Source organism: Bacillus sp. AP8 (assembly GCF_000321185.1).
Taxonomy (GTDB): Bacteria; Bacillota; Bacilli; order Bacillales; family DSM-1321; genus Bacillus_AD; species Bacillus_AD massilioanorexius.
Genome location: NZ_CAPG01000034.1, coordinates 54,614 through 74,845 on the forward strand (window position 1 = coordinate 54,614; position 20,232 = coordinate 74,845).

Annotated in this window: 22 protein-coding genes; 5 read left to right on the forward strand and 17 right to left on the reverse strand. The window is 31.8% G+C overall.

Features of this window, described 5'->3' with window-relative positions:
- Window positions 1-67: 67 nt before the first annotated feature.
- The 5 genes from BN349_RS08330 to BN349_RS08350 form a co-directional block, all read right to left on the reverse strand.
- Window positions 68-1,504 (reverse strand): sensor histidine kinase, encoded by a 1,437-nt coding sequence (locus BN349_RS08330; RefSeq protein WP_081591205.1) that lies wholly within the window; start codon window positions 1,502-1,504, stop codon window positions 68-70.
- A gap of 367 nt (window positions 1,505-1,871) precedes the next feature.
- The gene (locus BN349_RS08335; protein ID WP_019241832.1) at window positions 1,872-2,567 is read right to left on the reverse strand and encodes a response regulator transcription factor; all 696 of its coding nucleotides are present in this window, start codon (window positions 2,565-2,567) and stop codon (window positions 1,872-1,874) included.
- A 56-nt stretch (window positions 2,568-2,623) separates the two neighbouring features.
- Complete coding sequence (locus BN349_RS08340; protein WP_148335232.1) at window positions 2,624-4,045, reverse strand: sensor histidine kinase; 1,422 nt, start codon at window positions 4,043-4,045, stop codon at window positions 2,624-2,626.
- On the reverse strand, window positions 4,029-4,718 hold the full coding sequence (locus BN349_RS08345) for a response regulator transcription factor (protein ID WP_019241834.1): 690 nt from the start codon (window positions 4,716-4,718) through the stop codon (window positions 4,029-4,031). The genes BN349_RS08340 and BN349_RS08345 overlap by 17 nt, the downstream gene beginning before the upstream one ends.
- Before the next feature lie 6 nt (window positions 4,719-4,724).
- Window positions 4,725-5,693 (reverse strand): YncE family protein, encoded by a 969-nt coding sequence (locus BN349_RS08350; RefSeq protein WP_019241835.1) that lies wholly within the window; start codon window positions 5,691-5,693, stop codon window positions 4,725-4,727.
- 313 nt (window positions 5,694-6,006) lie between these two features.
- Here BN349_RS08350 and BN349_RS08355 point away from each other — a divergent pair, with 313 nt between their 5' ends.
- A complete protein-coding gene (locus tag BN349_RS08355; RefSeq protein ID WP_019241836.1) occupies window positions 6,007-6,249 on the forward strand; it encodes a hypothetical protein in 243 nt (80 codons plus the stop codon).
- A 2-nt stretch (window positions 6,250-6,251) separates the two neighbouring features.
- Here BN349_RS08355 and BN349_RS26640 read toward each other — a convergent pair whose 3' ends face one another.
- Both BN349_RS26640 and BN349_RS08365 read right to left on the reverse strand, forming a co-directional pair.
- On the reverse strand, window positions 6,252-6,380 hold the full coding sequence (locus BN349_RS26640; RefSeq protein WP_019241837.1) for a hypothetical protein: 129 nt from the start codon (window positions 6,378-6,380) through the stop codon (window positions 6,252-6,254).
- 56 nt (window positions 6,381-6,436) lie between these two features.
- Complete coding sequence (locus BN349_RS08365) at window positions 6,437-7,372, reverse strand: CobW family GTP-binding protein (protein ID WP_019241838.1); 936 nt, start codon at window positions 7,370-7,372, stop codon at window positions 6,437-6,439.
- Window positions 7,373-7,553: 181 nt separating this feature from the next.
- Between BN349_RS08365 and BN349_RS08370 the strand changes: the two genes are divergently transcribed.
- Window positions 7,554-8,267, forward strand: a complete 714-nt coding sequence (locus BN349_RS08370; RefSeq protein ID WP_019241839.1) for an AlbA family DNA-binding domain-containing protein — start codon at window positions 7,554-7,556, stop codon at window positions 8,265-8,267.
- 237 nt (window positions 8,268-8,504) lie between these two features.
- On the opposite strand, the gene BN349_RS08375 is transcribed toward BN349_RS08370, so the two are convergent.
- From BN349_RS08375 to BN349_RS08385, 3 genes are all read right to left on the reverse strand, one after another.
- Complete coding sequence (locus tag BN349_RS08375; RefSeq protein WP_019241840.1) at window positions 8,505-9,374, reverse strand: DUF3298 and DUF4163 domain-containing protein; 870 nt, start codon at window positions 9,372-9,374, stop codon at window positions 8,505-8,507.
- 19 nt (window positions 9,375-9,393) lie between these two features.
- On the reverse strand, window positions 9,394-9,882 hold the full coding sequence (locus BN349_RS08380; protein WP_019241841.1) for an RNA polymerase sigma factor: 489 nt from the start codon (window positions 9,880-9,882) through the stop codon (window positions 9,394-9,396).
- 323 nt (window positions 9,883-10,205) lie between these two features.
- Entirely contained in the window at window positions 10,206-10,955 is a 750-nt protein-coding gene (locus BN349_RS08385; RefSeq protein WP_019241842.1) for an AAA family ATPase, read from the reverse strand.
- 128 nt (window positions 10,956-11,083) lie between these two features.
- On the opposite strand from BN349_RS08385, the gene BN349_RS08390 reads away from it, so the two are divergent.
- The 3 genes from BN349_RS08390 to BN349_RS23640 all read left to right on the forward strand — a co-directional run bounded on the left by BN349_RS08390 (window position 11,084) and on the right by BN349_RS23640 (window position 13,178).
- Window positions 11,084-11,674 (forward strand): TetR/AcrR family transcriptional regulator, encoded by a 591-nt coding sequence (locus BN349_RS08390; RefSeq protein WP_019241843.1) that lies wholly within the window; start codon window positions 11,084-11,086, stop codon window positions 11,672-11,674.
- Window positions 11,675-11,960: 286 nt separating this feature from the next.
- Window positions 11,961-12,173: an MFS transporter gene (locus BN349_RS26740; protein ID WP_019241844.1), complete on the forward strand. Its 213-nt coding sequence runs from the start codon at window positions 11,961-11,963 to the stop codon at window positions 12,171-12,173.
- A 15-nt stretch (window positions 12,174-12,188) separates the two neighbouring features.
- On the forward strand, window positions 12,189-13,178 hold the full coding sequence (locus BN349_RS23640) for an MFS transporter (RefSeq protein WP_087960622.1): 990 nt from the start codon (window positions 12,189-12,191) through the stop codon (window positions 13,176-13,178).
- A 121-nt stretch (window positions 13,179-13,299) separates the two neighbouring features.
- Here the strand turns inward: BN349_RS23640 and BN349_RS08400 are convergent, their stop codons facing one another.
- The 7 genes from BN349_RS08400 to BN349_RS08430 form a co-directional block, all read right to left on the reverse strand.
- Window positions 13,300-14,757: a S41 family peptidase gene (locus BN349_RS08400; protein WP_019241846.1), complete on the reverse strand. Its 1,458-nt coding sequence runs from the start codon at window positions 14,755-14,757 to the stop codon at window positions 13,300-13,302.
- Window positions 14,758-14,810: 53 nt separating this feature from the next.
- Window positions 14,811-15,602: a M15 family metallopeptidase gene (locus BN349_RS08405; RefSeq protein ID WP_019241847.1), complete on the reverse strand. Its 792-nt coding sequence runs from the start codon at window positions 15,600-15,602 to the stop codon at window positions 14,811-14,813.
- A gap of 265 nt (window positions 15,603-15,867) precedes the next feature.
- Window positions 15,868-16,575: a purine-nucleoside phosphorylase gene (gene deoD / locus BN349_RS08410; protein ID WP_019241848.1), complete on the reverse strand. Its 708-nt coding sequence runs from the start codon at window positions 16,573-16,575 to the stop codon at window positions 15,868-15,870.
- Between the two features lie 395 nt (window positions 16,576-16,970).
- Complete coding sequence (locus BN349_RS08415; protein ID WP_019241849.1) at window positions 16,971-17,741, reverse strand: sporulation protein; 771 nt, start codon at window positions 17,739-17,741, stop codon at window positions 16,971-16,973.
- Window positions 17,742-17,757: 16 nt separating this feature from the next.
- On the reverse strand, window positions 17,758-18,534 hold the full coding sequence (locus tag BN349_RS23645; RefSeq protein ID WP_019241850.1) for a serine/threonine-protein kinase: 777 nt from the start codon (window positions 18,532-18,534) through the stop codon (window positions 17,758-17,760).
- Window positions 18,535-18,845: 311 nt separating this feature from the next.
- Window positions 18,846-19,016 (reverse strand): YozD family protein, encoded by a 171-nt coding sequence (locus BN349_RS25320; RefSeq protein WP_019241851.1) that lies wholly within the window; start codon window positions 19,014-19,016, stop codon window positions 18,846-18,848.
- Between the two features lie 213 nt (window positions 19,017-19,229).
- The gene (locus BN349_RS08430) at window positions 19,230-19,931 is read right to left on the reverse strand and encodes a hypothetical protein (RefSeq protein WP_019241852.1); all 702 of its coding nucleotides are present in this window, start codon (window positions 19,929-19,931) and stop codon (window positions 19,230-19,232) included.
- Window positions 19,932-20,232 lie beyond the last annotated feature (301 nt).

The window sequence follows — 20,232 nt, forward strand, 5'->3', positions numbered from 1 at the left end:
GTGTTATTCACAATGACTTTTCCACCAAAATCCATCTCAAGATAAGTAAATACATTTTCTTTTATAATCAATGGCATTCTGAAGTATCATCTATATCATCATCTGTAAGTAGTGGAAAAATCAAGCTTACTTTTGTACCAATATTTAATTTACTTTCAATGATCATTTTACCCTTGTGTAAATCCATTAATTTTTCAACAATTGATAAACCAAGTCCTGTTCCACCACTCGCTCTTGATCTTGCTTTATCCACACGATAAAAACGTTCAGTAATTTTTTGTAAATCCTCTTTAGACATTCCAATTCCATTATCTGCAATTGACAAAATACAATTATCTTTATTAGTTTCAAGCTCTACAACGATTGAACTATCCTTTTTTGAATAGCGAATAGAATTTTCAACAATATTTCGAATGATTTGTTCTAGTCGATCTTCATCACCATTAATAATAATCTCAGGATCCAAATTCATTTTTAACTTTAAATTTTTATCTGCTATTATTGATTCATATTTATGCATAACATCTTCAATACACTGTGCAAAAACAATCGGTTGTAAATTTACTTTATACGTTTTTGACTCTAGTTTACTTAAGTCTAATAAATCTTGAAGAATCGTTTGTAAACGACTTGTTTCTCGATCAATTAGCTTTAAATACTTACGCTTTTCTTCTGGCTTTTGAACCATATCATCTAACAAAACATGCGTATAACCTTTCACATAAGTGAGTGGTGTCCGTAATTCATGTGAAACATCTGCAAGAAATTCTTGTTTCCTTTTATCCTCTTCTTCAATTGCTTTTGCCATTTTATTAAATGCTTTTGCCAGATTACTCATTTCATCTGCTCCATCTTCATCAAGCAAAACAGAATAATTTCCCTTAGAAACACTGTAAGCAGCAGATTCAATAGTTTTAATAGGTTTTATGAATTTATTAATTTGTCTAACGCCTATAATGATCATCAAAACAATAAAGAAAAAGACAGCAGTCATCCATATAATGGATTTTTCATGACCAACCTCCGAAAAGGAAGTCATTGGAATATCTGATATAATCACTCCTTTTAATACCTCTTGATCAAGTAACGGAAGAAGAATCGTTAAAGAGTCACTTTTTGTCTCTTCGATATATACTTTTTTTACAACGGAATTACCCGCCAAGAACTTACTTTCTTCCTCATCAGTCAATGAAATGCTTCCAGATGCGTTTTTTTCGTATTCATCGATGTCGATGTCGCCAAATAATGAAATATTCCATTCCAATGTATCATCTAACAGCTTTACTTTTTCCTTTAATTGTTCATCAATGGAGCCACCTTGATAATCTTCTGCTACTTTTTCTGTTATAGACTGAATAGCACTTGTGACAAAGCCTACTACTGCCTTCCCACCAGATAAATTCATTAAAAAATTTGAAAAAATCATACCTAATAGTGCTGTACAAATAATAATTAACCACATTTTTTGATTAAATTTTAACTGTTTATACTTATTTTTCATCATTAAACCTCAATTTCATGAACTTTTTACCTATACACTCTATTTCTTTTAAATTTCTATTAATATATTAGTAGAATAATGATTTCCTCTTTCAAAGAGAAAATCCCCCACTTTTATTAAAAACTTCTAATATTTCTACAAACCTCAAATAAATTTATCAAAAATACAAAGTTATATTAATATAGTAACTAGATAGTTAAAAAATAGTCAATAGATATTAGACTAATACACTCAAAACAGTATAAAATCAGTAAATGCACATAATTAAAAAATTCTCTACACTACTTTTTCTAGGAAATATTTTCTCGAAAAAAACAGGATGAACATTACAAAATGTTCATCCCTATTTATTGTGATTTGTTATTTATCATTAAATACACATTTCTACTGGTTTTTCAAACTTGTATCCGACTCCCCAAACAGTTTGAATATAATCTGTATTTTTTAACTTCATTCTTAATGTTTTTACATGTGTATCTACTGTACGGAGTGAACCACTATAATCATTACCCCAAATTCTTTCCAATAGCTGTTCTCTACTCAATACTTGATTAGCATGAATAATTAAGAAGTTAATTAATTCATATTCTTTTAGAGTTAGCATAACTGGTTGGTTACATACAGTAACAGTTCTAGATAGCTTATTAATCTTAATATCACCAAAAACAATGACATCTTCATTAACCACATCTGTTTTTTTGCCAACTCTTCGAAGCAAAGCTTCAATTCGCGCCATTAACTCTCCAGGGCTGAATGGTTTTACGATATAATCATCTCCACCTAATTTCAGACCTTTAACTTTATCCCATTCTTCTCCTTTAGCACTAACAAATATGATTGGGACATCCGAATTTTTTCGAATTAACTCACATACTTCAAAGCCGTCAATTTCTGGCATCATTATATCTAGAAGAACTACATCAATTTCTTCTTTTTCTATAATTTTTAAAGCATCAGAACCATTCTGTGCCTCCATACATTGGAATCCAGAATTCAATAAGTACATTTCAACGAGATGCCTCATATCCTCTTCATCATCTACAACAAGCACTTTAAAATCTGTCATATATTCCAACAACTCCTATCTATCACTACAATTTAAAACTTTCATTATTTTTTAGATTATATTTGTTCATCTTCCATTAAAATTGGAAAATGTAAACTAACTTTTGTTCCAAATCCAAGTTTACTTTCTATTACCATTGACCCATTATGTAAATCCATTAGTTTTTCAACAATAGACAATCCTAGTCCTGTTCCTCCATCAAATCTTGATCTTGCTTTATTCACTCGATAAAATCTCTCTGTTATTCTGGTTAAATCTTTCTCACTAATACCGATTCCATTATCTTCAATAGATAAAACACAAGATTGATCTTCCATAACTAATGAAATTGTAATTGTGTCACCTTCGTTAGAATAGCGAATAGCATTTTCCATAATGTTTTGAATGACTTGCTCTATCCTATGTTCGTCACCATTTATAATAACATCTGGACAAAGGTCTAATTCTAAATGTAAGTCTTTTTCTTTTAAAACAGATGAATATTTATCCATGAAATCTTCTATAAATTGCGCAAATGCTATTGGACCACATTGGATTTTAAAAGCATTGGATTCTAGCTTAGTCAGATCCAATAAATCTTGAACTAAGGCTTGTAGACGATTGGTTTCTCGTGCAATTAATTTCAAATAATTATCTTGCACCTCTTTATCCTTCACAAAGCCATCAATTAACAACTGTGTGTATCCCTTCACATAACTTAATGGCGTCCTTAATTCATGAGAAATATCCGCTAAAAAACTTCTTTTTCTCTCGTCCTCTTCCTGAATGGCTTGCGACATTTTATTAAACGCAACCGCTAGATTACCGATTTCATCATTTCTATCCGTTTTGATAACAGTAGAAAAATCACCTTTGGATACATTTTTGGTAGCTTGTTCTATTGCTTTTAATGGGTTTACAAATTTCTCAATTATTTTGGTCACTATATAGAACATTAATATTGTAAATAATATCGCCATGAAAATCCACGAAAGAATAAAAGTATTACCGACTTCCGTAATTTGTGATAATGGTATATAGCCATACAGTACTCCCTCTAAAGACTTCCCATCTAAGAGTGGTGTTATTACAGCAACAATATCCTTATTAAATCGAGGTGAGTACTCTCTTTTATAGATATTTTTACCTTGCAAGAGTTGTTCTCTTTCTTGCTTATTCACTAATGTTGTATATTGCACATCAAAAGGATTACAAGCACTAAGCTCTTTAGGATTAGTTACGGCTATTAATTCCATAGTTGCTTTGTCATTATACCATTTCACTTGATCGATAAATTCCTGTGTTAAAGGCCCACCATGATAGTCTTTCGCTAGTTCTGTGGTAACCTTATACAAATCATCCTTCGCACTTTTTTCAAATACGGTTTCATAGAAATGCTTTGATAAAAAGTATGAGAATATTAGGCTTACTAAAATCACAATAAAAACTAGATACCACAGTTTTTGTTGAAGCTTAATGGATTTACGCTTCATTATCATATTCAAACTTGTAGCCTATACCCCATACAGTTTGGATATAGTCCGCTGCTTTTAGTTTCATTCTCAATGTTTTAATATGAGTATCTACCGTTCTTAAAGACCCGCCATAATCATTTCCCCATATTCTTTCTAATAATTGCTCTCTACTTAATACTTGATTGGCATGGTTAATTAAAAAGGTTAATAATTCATATTCCTTCAACGTTAATGTAATAATTCTATCTCCGACCATTACTTTACGTGATTTATTGTTGATTGTAATTTCACCAAATACGACTTCTTCATCTTTAGAAGATTCATGTCTTTTACCTACTCTGCGTAATAGAACCTCAATTCGTGCCATCAGTTCTCCCGGGCTAAACGGCTTTACAACATAGTCATCTCCACCCATTTTCAAAGCTTTTACTTTGTCCCATTCTTCTCCTTTAGCACTCACAAATATAATAGGCACATCCGAAAACTCTCTGATTGACTCACAAACATTATAGCCATCATGTTCAGGCATCATAAGATCTAATAATACAATATCGACTGGTTCTGTTTCTAAAGCCAATAAAGTTTCTCTTTTATTACTCGCTTTAATACATTGAAAACCCGAGTTTAGCAGGTACATTTCAATTAAATTTCTCATATCTTCTTCATCATCAACAACTAATACGTGATAGTCACTCATACATACCTACTCCCTTATCAATATTTGAAAAGGACCCTTTCCAACTTTTATAGTCTTTTCAATAATAAATTTTTGTGGATGAATGATAGAAATATCATCACTATCATAAGAAGCAACAACTAATTTATTCTTAAATCTCTTAATTTCAAATGGATTTACTCCTACTTTAAGAGATCCTCGTTCCTCTAAATTATGATCCCACTTGTATAACATATTCGTTCCATGAGATACGACGAATATATCCTTTCCGTATTGTAAAAACTGTATTGGCATTGAAGGAGCCTTTAAAGTTCGGATTAATTCTCCATTTTGCGTTGAATAAATGTGGATATTTTCTTCCACTTTTTCACCCTTACCATGGCCACCAACCCATATCTGCTTTTCTTCTTCTCTCAGTAAAATTCCTGTGGAGAAGGGAGATATTTTGATTTCTTGTATAGTCTCTAACGTTTTAGAATCCAATACAGTAATTTTTTCATCGTTAAAATTAACCACATAAAGCTTTTTATTTTGCTGTTCTTCATAAGTAAAAATAGGATTATTACCCACTTTTTTATTCGCGACTTCTTTGCCATCATATGTAAATATACGAATGCTATCCTGGTTTTGATCAACTAAAACGAATTCATCCTTATCATTTACCCGCGAAATATGTACAATTCCTTTTCCAGTTTCCCATTTTGCTATCTCTTCGCCCTTTTCTAATGAATAGACGATAGCTTCGGACATTTCTTTCCCATAAATCACAATTTCATCCAACTCAGGTATTAATACTGCACCAGTTAATGGTTGGTGAACATCCCATGTTGCAATTTCATTATACGAATGCCCATCTACAAATGTAATACTCGACTCTTTTAAATTAACAGTCGCAATGAAAGGATCATTCGCTGGAATGGATGGAAATACTTCATCATTACAAGCACTCAATACAAACAAAAATAACAAAGTCAAAACTACCCCTAGTTTTTTCATTTTATTCCCTACAATCCCCTTATACTTACATTAGTTTACACATAGAATGTGAAATATGTATGAATTACTTATAAAAAAAACTATAAGAAAATGTCTTTTTTATTATTTTTTTCTCTGTAAGCGATGTCATCCCCATCAAACTTATCTAATATTTCCGCATATTTACACACTTACAAATTCATCCAATCAGGCTTATATTATCAATATACAGCAATCTTTCAATATGTAAAAAAGAATCCAATAATAGAAATACATAATTTATTAAGTAGACACAAAAAATATAAAATAATTTCATTGAAAAAGGAGAAAAAATATGCCAAGTAAATATTGTTGTCCAAATTGTAAAACAAATAAAACTCGCTTTAACCTTATTGAACAAATTGTCCATGCTGTAAAAAAGGATCCTCAATCTGGTGAAGTCATTCAGGAATATAATCATGATCAACTCGAACCTTTTCATCTGGCATATAATGGTCCCGAACTAAGAGTCCAATGTGCTGCTTGCGGTTTAATTGAAGCAGAAAAAACATTTGTTGCTTATGGAGATATTACATAATGTCAAGTCATAACAGATGCCTTACATAAATCCAATCGCTCTCTTTTTCTACCTTCTATATCCACCTTCTCACTGATAAAGTCACACTGCCAAACATCGTCAAAAAGGGAGTCTACAAAATGTTGCTTCATTTTGTAGACTCCCTTCGTTATTTCTTACTAGAGTACTTTTTAGAATAGAAAAATCTTTATGAAAGCTCTGTTTCTATTTCTAAATTACGTAGATTTTCAATGATTTCGTCTTTGTTCAAATGTTGTCCGATTATGACAATATTCAACGGCATTTTAATTAACTCTTGAACCATAACTGGTGTTCCATAGGAATATTGGAATAAAAATGGATATTGAGAATGTGTAAAGCCAATATATCCTTTAATACGGTAAACAGTATCCGGTAAAGATTTTAGCCATTTTTCAAACGAGTCATATTGAATAGACTTATTAAATGTATATAAAATCGTTTCTAATTGTAAATGACTGATACTATGTTTAGATGTTTCATTTTTATCAATTTGACGAGTATTTCTTTTTTGAAAATCACTCAACGAAACTTTACTTTGGTTCGTAAACAAACAAAGTGCTTCATTATTTAACGATTGTATATCGAAAAGTATGGTTGCACATTCACTTTCAGAAACTTTATCTGCTTTATTCAGTAGAATTGTATCCGCATGAACGATTTGTTCAACCATTAATTGACGAATTTGTGGTGATAGTTGATTACGGTCCTTCCATCTTGAAATGTCGACAACTGTAATAATCCCTCGATATTCTAATTGCTTAGCTAATAAAGGTGACATCACACTATCTACCACCTCAACTGGATGTGCTGCACCTGTTGTTTCTATGTATATCGCATCTAGTTCATTTTCATGCAATAGTTCAGTTAGCTGAGCTTCTAATTTTTCTGAAATGGTACAGCAAATACAACCATCAAAAAGCTCTTTAAATGGTACTCCTTCCCCTTCAATGATTGCCGAATCAATTGATATACTACCTAATTCATTTAATAGTACCGCTATTTTTCGGTTCTCTTTTTTCTCTGCTTTCATAATATGTTGTAACAGTGTCGTTTTTCCACTACCTAAAAAACCACCAATGATATATACTTCCGTTGTTTTCATTTTTCACACCTCATCGAATCCAAACTTCTTTAAGAAATAGTATCATAAACTGTTTCACTCTGTACAATTGATTTTGTTTTAAAGAAGGATTTTTTTACATTTATCACTTTAAATATCATAGAACTTTATGATAAAAAGAAATTAATACATAGTAATCTATTTAACAGGAAAGGGTTTTATCATGAAATATGCCAATGTTGTCCCAGCAACCTTAAGACAATTTATGCTTGATCCCACTATTGATCATTTAAAAAACATTTTGCTTCAAAATACTGGAGAAACAGATTTCCTAGATTTTAAGTCTAAGTGGATTGATATGACCAAACTTGCCAAACATGTTTTAGCCATTTCTAACTCTGGTGGAGGATGCATAATAGTAGGAGTTAGCCAGCAAGATGACGGTACACCTGTACTAGACGGACTGAAACCTGAGGATATTCTTGACAAAGCAGATGTAGATAATAAACTGGAACATTTGCTTCCAAAATACATTAAATATCGAACAGAGGATTTTACATTTTCACAGAGAACTCACGATTTGCTTAAAGGAAAAACATTTCAAGTCCTTATTATAGAATATGATCCAAAGTATGTCCCATATACATCTGTCATTAATCAAGGGGAATTAAAATATGGTGCTATCTACATCAGGCAAGGGACAAAGTCTATAGAAGCGAGCAATGAAAAATTAGTTGAAATCATTTTAAGAAAGGTCCAAGCTGGAGGCTCAAGTGTAGAGGAGTTTAACCTTCGCGATCACCTTCAACAATTAAATATCCTTATTGATGAATTACATTCTGATCATAATGAGGAATACATACAGTTTCTACAAGAATTAATTGAAGAAAAAAAGAATTGTATACGAAAATATCTTCAAATTAATAAAAGCTACTGATTAAAATGGGCAGCAAAGAAAAAAGACTGTAGGGAAACTAGAAATTCTTCTGGTTTCCCTACAGTCTGGAAGCTATTGCTGCTATTCAATAACTTTTTTATAGGTTTTTTCTAACAGATTATTTTTCAGAGATAAAACTAGCATAAGCGGACTTTCACTCTACCTATATTACCTACTTGTTAACAAGCAACAAAGTATCCAGTAACATCTTATTGTCCATAACATCTTTTTAATTGGTTATTTGATGTATTCATTGCTAACTAATTGCTTTTGAATCACTTTTGTTGGGATTACAAATTCTACGACTCCCATATAACCAGGTGCAACTTCATATTTATCAAAAGAAATGACAAGCTTCCCTTGTTTATTAATATAGAAGTTTTGATCTTTAGAAATCTTTTCGAAAGGCTCAGTAAAAAGCTCGTCACCAGTTCCTGTTACCCAATATACTTTTTGAGAATTTTTTTTCATTTGAGCTCTCATTTGTTCTTTAATATTTTCACTTATAATTGAGATATAATCATTATTTTTAAATAAGCTAGGTAAAGTTATCAACACTTCATTCTTTTTATCAATTGTATCAAATTTCATAGTTGTTGACGATGATCCGACTATATTAACATTATATCTTGCGATAGAAAGAATTTGTTTGTTGTCAGTCTTTATTTCATAGCCACTTTCAACACCTAAATGTCCTCCGCCGTTTTTCTTTAACTCTTCCATATCCGCTGTAAATTGTTCATAAAGCTTTTCATTTTCTGCTAAATACTTTTCATTTAGACTTGCTTCTAATTCCTTATTATCTAAATTCTCAATTGCCGGCACTTTAATATTGGCATTATACGTTCCATCATCTACTTTATATTCTCTAAACGTGATTAATTTTACTATTTTCCCTAATACCGGAACATCTTCGAAAGCATAAGCAACAGTCGAACTCGTATTTACAGTTGTAATGAAAAGAATGACCGCTGCTGCCACAGCTATCCATATATTTCTTGCCTTCCCTTTCTTTTTCTTGCTTAAAGTTTGTTTCACTAGTATATTTAATTCTTCTGGTATTTCCGTATTGTTATAATCATTTATTAATTTCCTCATTGCATTCATTTTATTTGCCTCCTATAATCTACTCTTCCAATTCTATCTTAAGTAGCTTTAATGCCTTATATAGTCTCGTTTTAATCGTATTAATATTCTCATCCAGAATTTGTGCAATTTCGTCAATTTTTAAATCCTCAAAAAAGCGAAGAATAATAATCACACGGTATGGATGAGGTAACATTTCAATCGCATTTTTCAAATCAATATTTTCATAGTGATCGTGCTGTCCACTTGAGAAATATTCTATTTTTTCTTCTTCCATAACTTCAAACTTTTTATGCTTCCTTAAAAAGTCAATAGACGTGTGGATGACAATTCTGTACATCCAACTTTTGATGACACTAACATCACTTAAAGTATGATAAGAACTAAGTCCTTTCCTTATGGATTCTTGAACAACATCTAAAGCGTCTTGCTTATTCTTAACGTAGTTGAATGCAAAACGATAAAGCTTTTCTTGATTTTCTGTAACAAATTGAATATATGCCTTTTCTAATTTATTTTTTTTGAACATATGTCTACTCCCCTGATACGTATCAATTTTGTATACATCACTAAGACGTTAGAACTATTTAAATAGTTTTAATAAAAAGCGGTTTTCACAAAATTTATTTCCTATAAACAAATAGTGAATAGAGGTTGAGTTACATTTGACAGCAGGATTTTCGCTTTTAAGGAGTAGGCAGTGAGCATCCTCAGTGTAAAGTGCCTAATGAGTTATGCTCTAATCCACCTTTTATGCTGCTATATTCACTGATTTATTTAAGAGCAACAAGCTATTAGAAAACCGCCAACAAAAAAATAAAAACCGTTACCGGTTCTTATTGATTAAACTTTTTATTTATCATTCATTAATATTTGTAACATTCTTTCTGGTGAATCTAAAAAAGCTTTCGTAATTTGATAATGATCTGTATCTCTCGCATTTACTTCTTGATAATCATCTTTAATTTCATAAACAATAGAATTGGGATAAGCCATTAAAATTGGCGAATGCGTAGCAATAATGAACTGACATCCTTGCTCAACTAATTCATGTAATCTAGCAATAAAGGTTAATTGTCTTGATGGAGACAAAGCCGCTTCCGGTTCATCTAATATATACATACTATTCCCTCTAAATCTATGTAAAAAGATCGACATAAAAGACTCTCCATGCGACTGCGCGTGGAGTGATGTGCCTCCATATGAGTTCAACAAGCCAGGCACCTCACGGTTCAATTCTTCAATATTCGTTGCGACATTATAGAAGCTTTCTGCTCTGAAAAAAAAGCCATCTAACGGTCTCTCAGCCCCTTTTACAACTCTAATATAGTCATGTAATGTAGAATGAGAAGAAAAGGATGAGAAATTAAAATTTCTTGTCCCTCCTTCTGGATTAAAACCATACGAGGTAGCAATTGCTTCTAATATAGTCGATTTGCCACTACCATTTTCTCCAATTAAAAACGTAACATTCGGGTGAAATTGCAATTGAGTCAAGTTTTTCACAGCTGGTAATGAAAAAGGATATTCATTCGATTGAACACTTTCCTCTATGTTTACATATATACTCTTAATATAGGGCTGATTTAATTTATTCGACATCTTTCTCCCCTTTTCAACTATTATGTCATCCAAAACAATTCCCAGTCACTACTTGACAAGAATTGTTAATTCCTTTACCCTTTTTATAGACCAACCGTTCAGTTTATTCTTACTAGGAGGATCAATAAATGGTAGAACAAAAGGATATATCGCCTACTAAGCTAAAAATTGCTAAAGTAGCCGAAGAATTATTTTCTAAAAAAGGATATGCCGCAACTTCAATGGAAGATATTACAACGGCATCTGGCAGCAGTAAAGGAAGTATTTATTATCATTTTAAAAGTAAAGAAAAACTCTTTATTTTTATAATACAAACAAAAGCAAATGAATGGAAGGAAGAATGGAATAAAAAGAAAGAACTGTATCAGACAAATACAGAAAAATTATATGCGCTAGCAGATCACTACTTAACTGATTACCATAATCCATTACTAAAAGCGGCTGAAGAATTCGGTGGAAGTCAAACAGCCGATCCAGAAGTGGTAGCTGAGTTACTACAAATATTACGAAATCAATATTATGATGCCTATCTACATATTTTCGAGGATGGGATAAAAGCAGGCGAATTTATCGAGGAAAATCCAACAGATTTAATGTATTTGCTTTTTGCGACGCATTCTGGATTAAGTATTGCATACTATGAAATGGATTTTGAAGAAATAAAAAAACTGTATCATAAAAGCATTGAGGTTCTTTTAAGAGGCATTCAAAAAAAATAAAAAAGACGAAGTTGACTCGAAAGGTCTTTTTTAGATTGTTTCAAAGTGAATATCTTTCTTTTGATAGAGGAAACAAAAATCAAGTCAAACAAATTATCAGGCGTGATGCATCAACTTTTATTAAAAGTAAGAATAAACAAAACCATATCATACCTCTTTAAAATAATACAAAAATGAAGCATAGAGGCGTCTAAAAGAGATTTTTAATTCTTTTTAGCTCAGCCTCCTATCATTTAACTTATATTAAACCGAACAGTCAGATTAATATAGAAAGGAAAGAATAAACATGAAATCATTAATGAAAAATCGAATATTTCTTATTATGCTTAGTTCGGACTTATTAGATCAATTAAGTATATGGATTAGAAATATGGCTATTTTGTTTTTTGTAATCGAAAAAACGAATCAAAATCCCATCGCTGTTTCGTTAATTACAGTAATTGAGTATATCCCACTTTTCCTATTTTCCTTTATAGGAGGGACACTTGCCGATCGCTAGAAACCGAAGAAAACGATTATTAGTGGTGGATTGTTAAGCATAGCTTCTATTATCCTAATTATCATATGCATTTCACTTGGAGTTTGGGAAGCAATCTTCTTTGCTACCTTCATTTCAGCAATCGTATCTCAATTTTCACAACCCTCTTCCTCGAAAATTTTTAAACGTTACATTCCAGAAGAACAGGTTAGTGGGGCTATTGGAATTATTCAAAGTTTAAGCTCCTTATTTATTATTGTCGGGCCAATCATTGGAACAGCCATATTCACTTCATTGGGAGTACTTCCTGCACTCTATATTTTAGTATTTACTTTCGGATTATCTACCATCATCACTCTTTTTCTTCCAAAAGATGATGAAATCGAGAAAAATCCAGCTTCAACTATTATGAAAGAAATCAAAGAAGGCTTTCACTATGTATGGCAAAATCGCTATTTAAAACGCATTACCATTACATTTTCCATATTAGGATTTGGAGCTGGGCTTGTACAACCACTAGAAGTGTTCTTAATTACAGACCGTTTAGACCTGCCAAAAGAAGCGTTACAATGGCTATCATCAATCGCTGGTGTCGGTTTATTATTTGGCGGAATTCTTGCCGCTGTCATATCGAATAAATTAAATACAAAAGTCGTATTCGCCAGTACTTTTTTAGCCATTGGTTTCGCAACAATTATGGAAGTATTATCTACTTCTTTCTTGTTGACCGCTTCAATGCGTTTTGCAGCTGCTTTCATTCTTGCCTTTGTACAGATACTCTTAAGTACATTAATGATTACACTCGTAGAAGAAAAATATATTGGGCGTACGAACGGAATTATTACCCCCATTTTTACTGCTGCTTTACTATTAGGATCTTCTTTATCTGGTATAGGCGTACAATCTACTTCCTTAATTACAGTGTACATTATCGCTGGAATAATAACTGCATTAGCCGCTATTCCTGCCTTTGGAATTACTTCTGAACCAAAGCATAAACAAGAAACAAACGGAATATCGCTATAAAAATCTATCTTTTACTACCTTGATTGCTTTTTTTCAAAATCGCAATCAACTTACTGCTATTTGAAATGAAGTCTAGACATAACAAAAGAGAGGCGCATAGCCTCCCTACTGTTATGTTTATTTATTTCAGTTCACTATTAATGATTTCCACAGCTTTATTTAGCTGAGTATCATTATGAAGAATTTTTTCACGAAGTAAATTCATTAATGCAATGGTTGTATCTCCACTTAATACACCCGTTTGATCTAGTTTTTGATCCTTTTGTAATTGAACTACTGCTGCTTTTGTTTTTTCATCAAAAATACCATCAACAGTACCAGGTTTATAGCCAACAGCTTCTAACATTTGTTCAGCATTTTTAATTTCTGTTGCCGAAGCACCAACCTTTAGCTGTTTATCTGGAGATATAAAAGTTAAATGTGAATAAGATGGTAATGCAACTTCAAAATCTGGTTTAATCCCTTTTTTATTAATCCAATTACCATCAGGTGTTAACCATTTGGCTGTTGTATATTTTATATTAGAACCATCTTCTAAATCTTTAGCTGTTTGTACTGTACCTTTACCAAAGGTAGTTTCACCAACTAATTTAATTCCAGCTGATTCCTTCACAGCTGCCGCAACAATCTCAGAAGCACTTGCACTTCCATTATCCACTAATACTACTACTGGAAACTGTTCGACATTTTTATTCTCAGATTTTAAAACTTGCTTATTGCCTTCTCGATCTTCTACTTGAAATAATACTTTTCCTTCAGGAACAAAAAGACTAGCAATGCTGACAGCTTGTTGCATGATTCCTCCTGGGTTTCCACGTAAATCAAGAACAAGCCCTTTCATGCCTTTTTCCTTCATTTCAGTTAAAGCATTTGTTAGCTCTTTATCAGTATTCTCAGAAAAGCTTGTTAATTGAATATGTGCGACATTACCAGCTAACATTTTCGAATAAACCGTTTCAATAGGTATGGTATCTCTAGTTAAAGAAACTTTAAATGGCTCATCTTCTCCACGTTGTATCATCAGCTCTACTTTAGAGCCTTTTTTACCACGAATTAATGTTACTGCTTCTGTAGAACTTAACCCACTTAATGAATTCCCATCTACACTAACTATGATATCATTTGCTTTTAAATTAGCTTTCTCAGCAGGTGAGCCTTTAATAGGAGACACAATGATAATCTTACCATTTTTCTCTTGAATTTCTGCCCCTATTCCTTCAAATGAAGATGAAATTTTTTCGTGAAAACTACTTGCTTCATCAACATTCATATAATCTGAATATGGATCTTCTAAAGAATCAAGCATACCATTTATTGCTCCATTTACTAGCTTTTCTTCGTCAACATCTGTGTAATATTCTTTTTTGATCGTATCAAAAGTAGCGAATAATTTGTCAAATTCTGGTCTTGAATTTACTATATTGGCTTGAACTTTTTCATCACCAAATGTTAATGCGATTGTAGTTACTGCTGCAGTTATAAATACAAGAAGAAAAACTCCCATAATAAAGTGGAATTTTTTTATTTTCATGAATTTACTAGGTTTATTTTCTTCATGTACCTGATTCTCTTCTTCCATTATCTCACCACTTTCACCTTCATACGAATCTCCCTAAGTATTTATCATAACATTTATATTTCTTTTACGATATTAAAATACTCTTCTAAAGTGAGTTGATTTACATAAATTTGTTCAGCAAACGGCTTACCTACATAACGAAAATGCCAAGGCTCGTATTTATAACCCGTAACGGCTTCTTTCCCCTTAGGATATCGTAAAATATACCCATATTTATGAGCATTTTCAGCTAGCCATTTCCCTTCGGCAGTTTTTTCAAAATCTTCTGTAAGCAATAAATCAACCGAATGAGCCGAAATATCCATTGTTAATCCTGTCTGATGTTCACTTTGTCCAGGAATGGCTACTGCTTCTTTCGCTTTCTCTATTCCATGTTGAGCGACTTCATTATTAAATACTGATTCTTGGCGTGCATAAGAACGATATCCAGACACTGCAAAAAGCTCAATTTGTTCTTTTTTTGCTGCTTGAAACATCTCTTCCAATGCAATGGCAGCATCTTCTCTTAATAGAGCCTTTTCGAGCTGTTCATCCCCAAAAGAATAACTTATATTCGCTCGAACCAAATCTTTTGGTATGTATTCTGAGGATAAATAAAATTCTTTATTTACAAGCACTAAAGTATTATCCGCATTTTGGATTACTTTTTTTCCATTAGTCTCAGTAATTTGATTAAAGTATTTGGCTGAAAGAGTTAATTCATCTTCAATATTCTGTTGTTGTTCTTTTTCAATAGCTTGTCCTTCATTTGATGCCGGATTTTTCTCACTAGAAAAATTCAGTTGTGATTGACATCCACTTAATAACATCATTGCTAAGGCAGCCAACGCCCATTTTTTTTTCATATGTTTCTTCCATCACCTTTAATTTGCTATACATAAATAAGATTAGGTGAAACTTCAATCAATCGGAGCATCTTTTCTCTCCATACGGATTAAAAGTTAAACCATTAGGTTATTTACTAGTGCTTCCTAGCTAGCATATAGCTATTGTCCTATCGACATGTGAGTCTAATCTAGTTTATACCTTATAAAAAGAGAATGTCTAGTCACTATTATTTGTTCAACAACCTTCATCTATAGTGGCTAGACCATTCCCTAGATAATACATTTATTTTTGTTTGATTGCTGCTTCTAAAGCAACTTCAATCATGTCATTAAATGTTGTTTGTCTTTCTTCAGAAGTGGTTTCCTCACCTGTAATGATGTGGTCACTAACTGTTAGAATAGAAAGTGCTTTTCTACCAAATTTAGCAGCAATTGTATATAGAGCTGTTGATTCCATTTCAAGCGCTAAAATTTGATATTGAGCCCATTTTTTATGTTCAGCATTATCATTGTAGAATTGATCTGCAGTAAATACATTACCTACTTTAAGGTTTAGACCTTTTTCTTCACCTGCTTCATAAGCAGCTTTTAGTAATTCAAAATTTGCCGCTGGTGCATAATCAATTCCGTTAAACGTAAGTTGATTCATTCTTGAATCAGTTGATGCTGTCATAGCAAGGATAACATCTCTTACTTTAACATCTTCTTGAATCGCACCACATGTACCTACACGAATTAAGTTCTTTACATCATAGCTTTGAATTAATTCGTTAACATAAATAGAAATAGAAGGAATACCCATTCCAGTTCCTTGTACAGAGATTCTTTTGCCTTTATATGTACCAGTAAAGCCTAGCATACCTCGAACTTCATTATAACAAACTGGGTTTTCTAAGAAAGTTTCTGCTATATATTTTGCACGTAACGGATCACCCGGTAAAAGGATCGTATCCGCGATATCTCCAGGTTTAGCTCCAATATGAATACTCATTGTAATAATCCTCCTAAATAAATTTCCAAGATAACTATATCACAACTTATTAAAGTAGTTAAATTATTAAATGTTTCTGAAAATACGACTTTCTTTAATCAAATGAAAACGCCTTTATCTTTATCATCTCCCTTATGTTTGAAAGGATAAATATCTACTTATATCTTTATAAAGTATATTTACATACTTATTATTCATCTCATATACTCAACATTATTTCCTATGCCTTTTTTATCATACATAAAGTCATGGATTGATTACAGTAGATTTTCTAAAAAAATTGCTTTCATTTTCAAATACAATAAAAAAATGATCAACAAAATTTTATTTTTGTTGATCATTTTGAAAACATCGCTTTAGTTCTTGTAAACCATTTTAATATTGGAATCGGTCAACTAGCTATAACGAGATATAATTTGTCTTAATGTTTCCGTCATTCCAGCTAAATCTTGTCTAGTTAATGTTACTCTTACTTTTGTTTCATCCATATCTAGAGCTTCAGCAAACATACTTGCAAGACCTCTAGCACGTCGATCTACCTCTAATAACACTTCCGCCTCATTAACGTTTGGCTGATAAAATGTGAACTCTAATTCATCTAATTTACCACGATATGGGCCACTTACAGGTACAAACTCGAATTCTTGAATGAATGGCATTCTTCTTTGAAAATTTCTTGGTGCTTGCTCACATTCTGAGCTTCTTAACTTAAACCCCAAATCCGTTAATGCAATAAATGCAGTATGAATCAGTGGTGTAGGTCGTACATTAATATAATCATCATCTTTTGGGTCTAGCGCATTTTTAATATCTAAGTTAGTTGAGATAACCACCTTGGTTTTTCCGTAAGTTAATGGTGTATCTAAAGGTAAGATGAACGAGAATGGAATTGTTTTACTTTCGTTGACACCAATTGTAAAAGATTCGTTTATTCTAATTCGTTCAATAGTAGCTGTTTCGTTATATTTCTTATCATTACTTTCCTTTACATATGAAGTTGTAACAGACAAAAAGATTTCATCAATACATTGTTCAACAGAACCACCTTTAATTTCTACTACTCCAGATACTTCGTCTCCTGGCATAAATGTGTCTCTTTCTAGCTTTGTATCAACATTTGCACTTCCAATTCCTACACTTGCCAATATTTTATTGAACATAGACATTCTTTTTCGCTCCCTATTATTCTATTGAATTTAAAGCTTCATAAGCTGCTAATGCGTTTTGAAAAGGTGATTGAATCAATAACAGTTTTTCAATAAAGTCCACTATATCTTTCGTGAGTTGTAATTCTTCTTGCCAACTTTTTTCTTTTCGATTCGAAATTTCGTAAGTTGAATAGAGTAAATACAACATAAAATGTCCAATATGATATAGATCACTGATATAACTAGCTGACTTTTTCGGGTTTTTTATTTGATTAATGATTGCCTCATTATCTATAGAGCATGCAAGACCAAAATCAACAATACTGAGTTCATCGTTATTTTGAATAATATTAGGAATACGTAAATCTCGATGAACAATTCCATAACTATGAATCGTCATGACCATTTTTAATAATTGCTTTACGATCTGTATCGTATCTCTAGTCGAATATACTTTACCTTCATCAAATATTAGTTGTTCAAACGTTTTTCCATCTTTGTATTCCATGATAAAATACGGAATTTCTTCCATTGTATTTTCACTAATAAATGCAGGGAAATTTTGATGCATGTTTTTTTGAAGGCAGTTCATCTCTTTATGGAAATGCTCTAAACTTTTTCGCTTCTTGGCATATTTCGTTTTTAAACGTTTTAATACAACCTTTTTATTCGTTTTCTTATCGAAAATTAAATAAGTAACTCCAAATGTTCCCTCTCCTAAGATAGTTATAAAATCATATGTTGCGCTATTTTCAAAATAAGAAATGAACTTCTGATTGATTCGCTTTTCACGTAAGGCTGTAATAATCATTTTTATTCCTCTTCAATCAACTACTTGAAAAGCTTCTTGAACTAAAAAAGCTCTTTTTATAGGATTGCTTATAATGTTTATGGCCATAGTAATTATGTTTTTTTGAATAGTGTTTACGACTACTACTCGAAAATCTTTTATAGCTAGGCTTACTATTATTTAAAACCGATTTAATGATCTTTTTAAACATGTCAATCACTCCTTTCTCATTCATACGAACAAATCCTTTCAAAAGTTTCATAATTTTTATTTCACACAAAATTTTTTTCATATAAAAACGACGGTTTTTTTACCGTCGTTCGAATCTTTTCTCATTCTTCAGTTTCTTCATCAATAATGCACTTATCCAATAAATATTCAAAAGTAATGTCGGCAATTTCTTCGAGCTCTTCTACAGTCGGAACAAATCCTCTCCTAGTTAATTCTTGAAAGAAATAATTCGCTATTTCTTCTGTATCAATTACAACCTCAATTTCTCTCAAAAAGATCGCCTCCTTTTTAAATACATAAAGCAAGCCATAAATAAATACTCTTATTCCCATTACATTTCAAAAAATGTCTATATGGCCAATGCAGACTCCTAGCCTAGTATCTATATAGCTTTATGTGCTTAATTGTTATAATATTACATATTTTCTTCAAAGTAAAATAACAAAATAAAAAGAATAACATTTTTACTTCATTTCTGATTATTTTTATATTTTATTTTGCTTTTGATAAGGTGTCGTCGATAATCCTTTTAGTTTTAACAGTGTAAGTAACATAACTTTTTTATATTCTTCATCTTCAAATGTTTGATAAAGAGCAGCATAATCATTATACAAATCTAACAATTCGTCAATTAATTGTCTCTTTGCTCGAAACTCTTGCAGCGTATGCCATTCTGCCTTTCTTAAAGCATTATAAGGGGGAACTTCTTTTTTTCTTGCATTCTTTTTTATTGGATACAACAATTCTAATTTTTGAAAATATAGTTCTGCACTTTCTGCATCTGCGATTAAGATGAGCTCATCTTCGTGAGCTTCAAGCCATTCTCCATCTGTTAATCTTGAAAGCTCATAAACAACATCTTCCCATGCGTTTTCTTTGTATCTCCAAATTTCTGTTCGAAAACCAATCACTTTAAAATATTCATCCTTATATCCTTCTACCTGAACAAGATCACCAAAGAAATACTTATACTCTATATTTATATGCTCTTTTTCTTTTTGGATCTCGCCGTCATATTCATTTATTGGAACCAAAAGTGATTCTAAAAATAAGCCTTCACTATAATTTACTTCGTACACATAAGAGCCCTCTAGATATTTAACATCTGTTATCTTTCCAACAGTGCCATACATCGTAATGACAACTGTATCACCCACTTTATATTTTGCCTTTTTTTTATTCCCCATTTGAGACATCCTCTCGGAGCAAATCGTTATTTATGATAGTATATGCACGTTTCTGATACCTGTTATAGATAATCGTTTCAATGGGCACAACCAATCTATCAATTTTATCTGCATATCTTTTTTGTGAAATTATTCTTAATTAAATGTTGGTTACTGTGGATCTTTAACAATAAATGAATAGAAGGAAAGCAAGTATTTCTGAGAGAAAAGCAAGGTGCCGGAGCTAGACTTCAACAGTTTTGAAAACGAACGAAGTACGTGTCAAAGATTTTATCATTTCCTAAACGAAGAAAAAAGCATT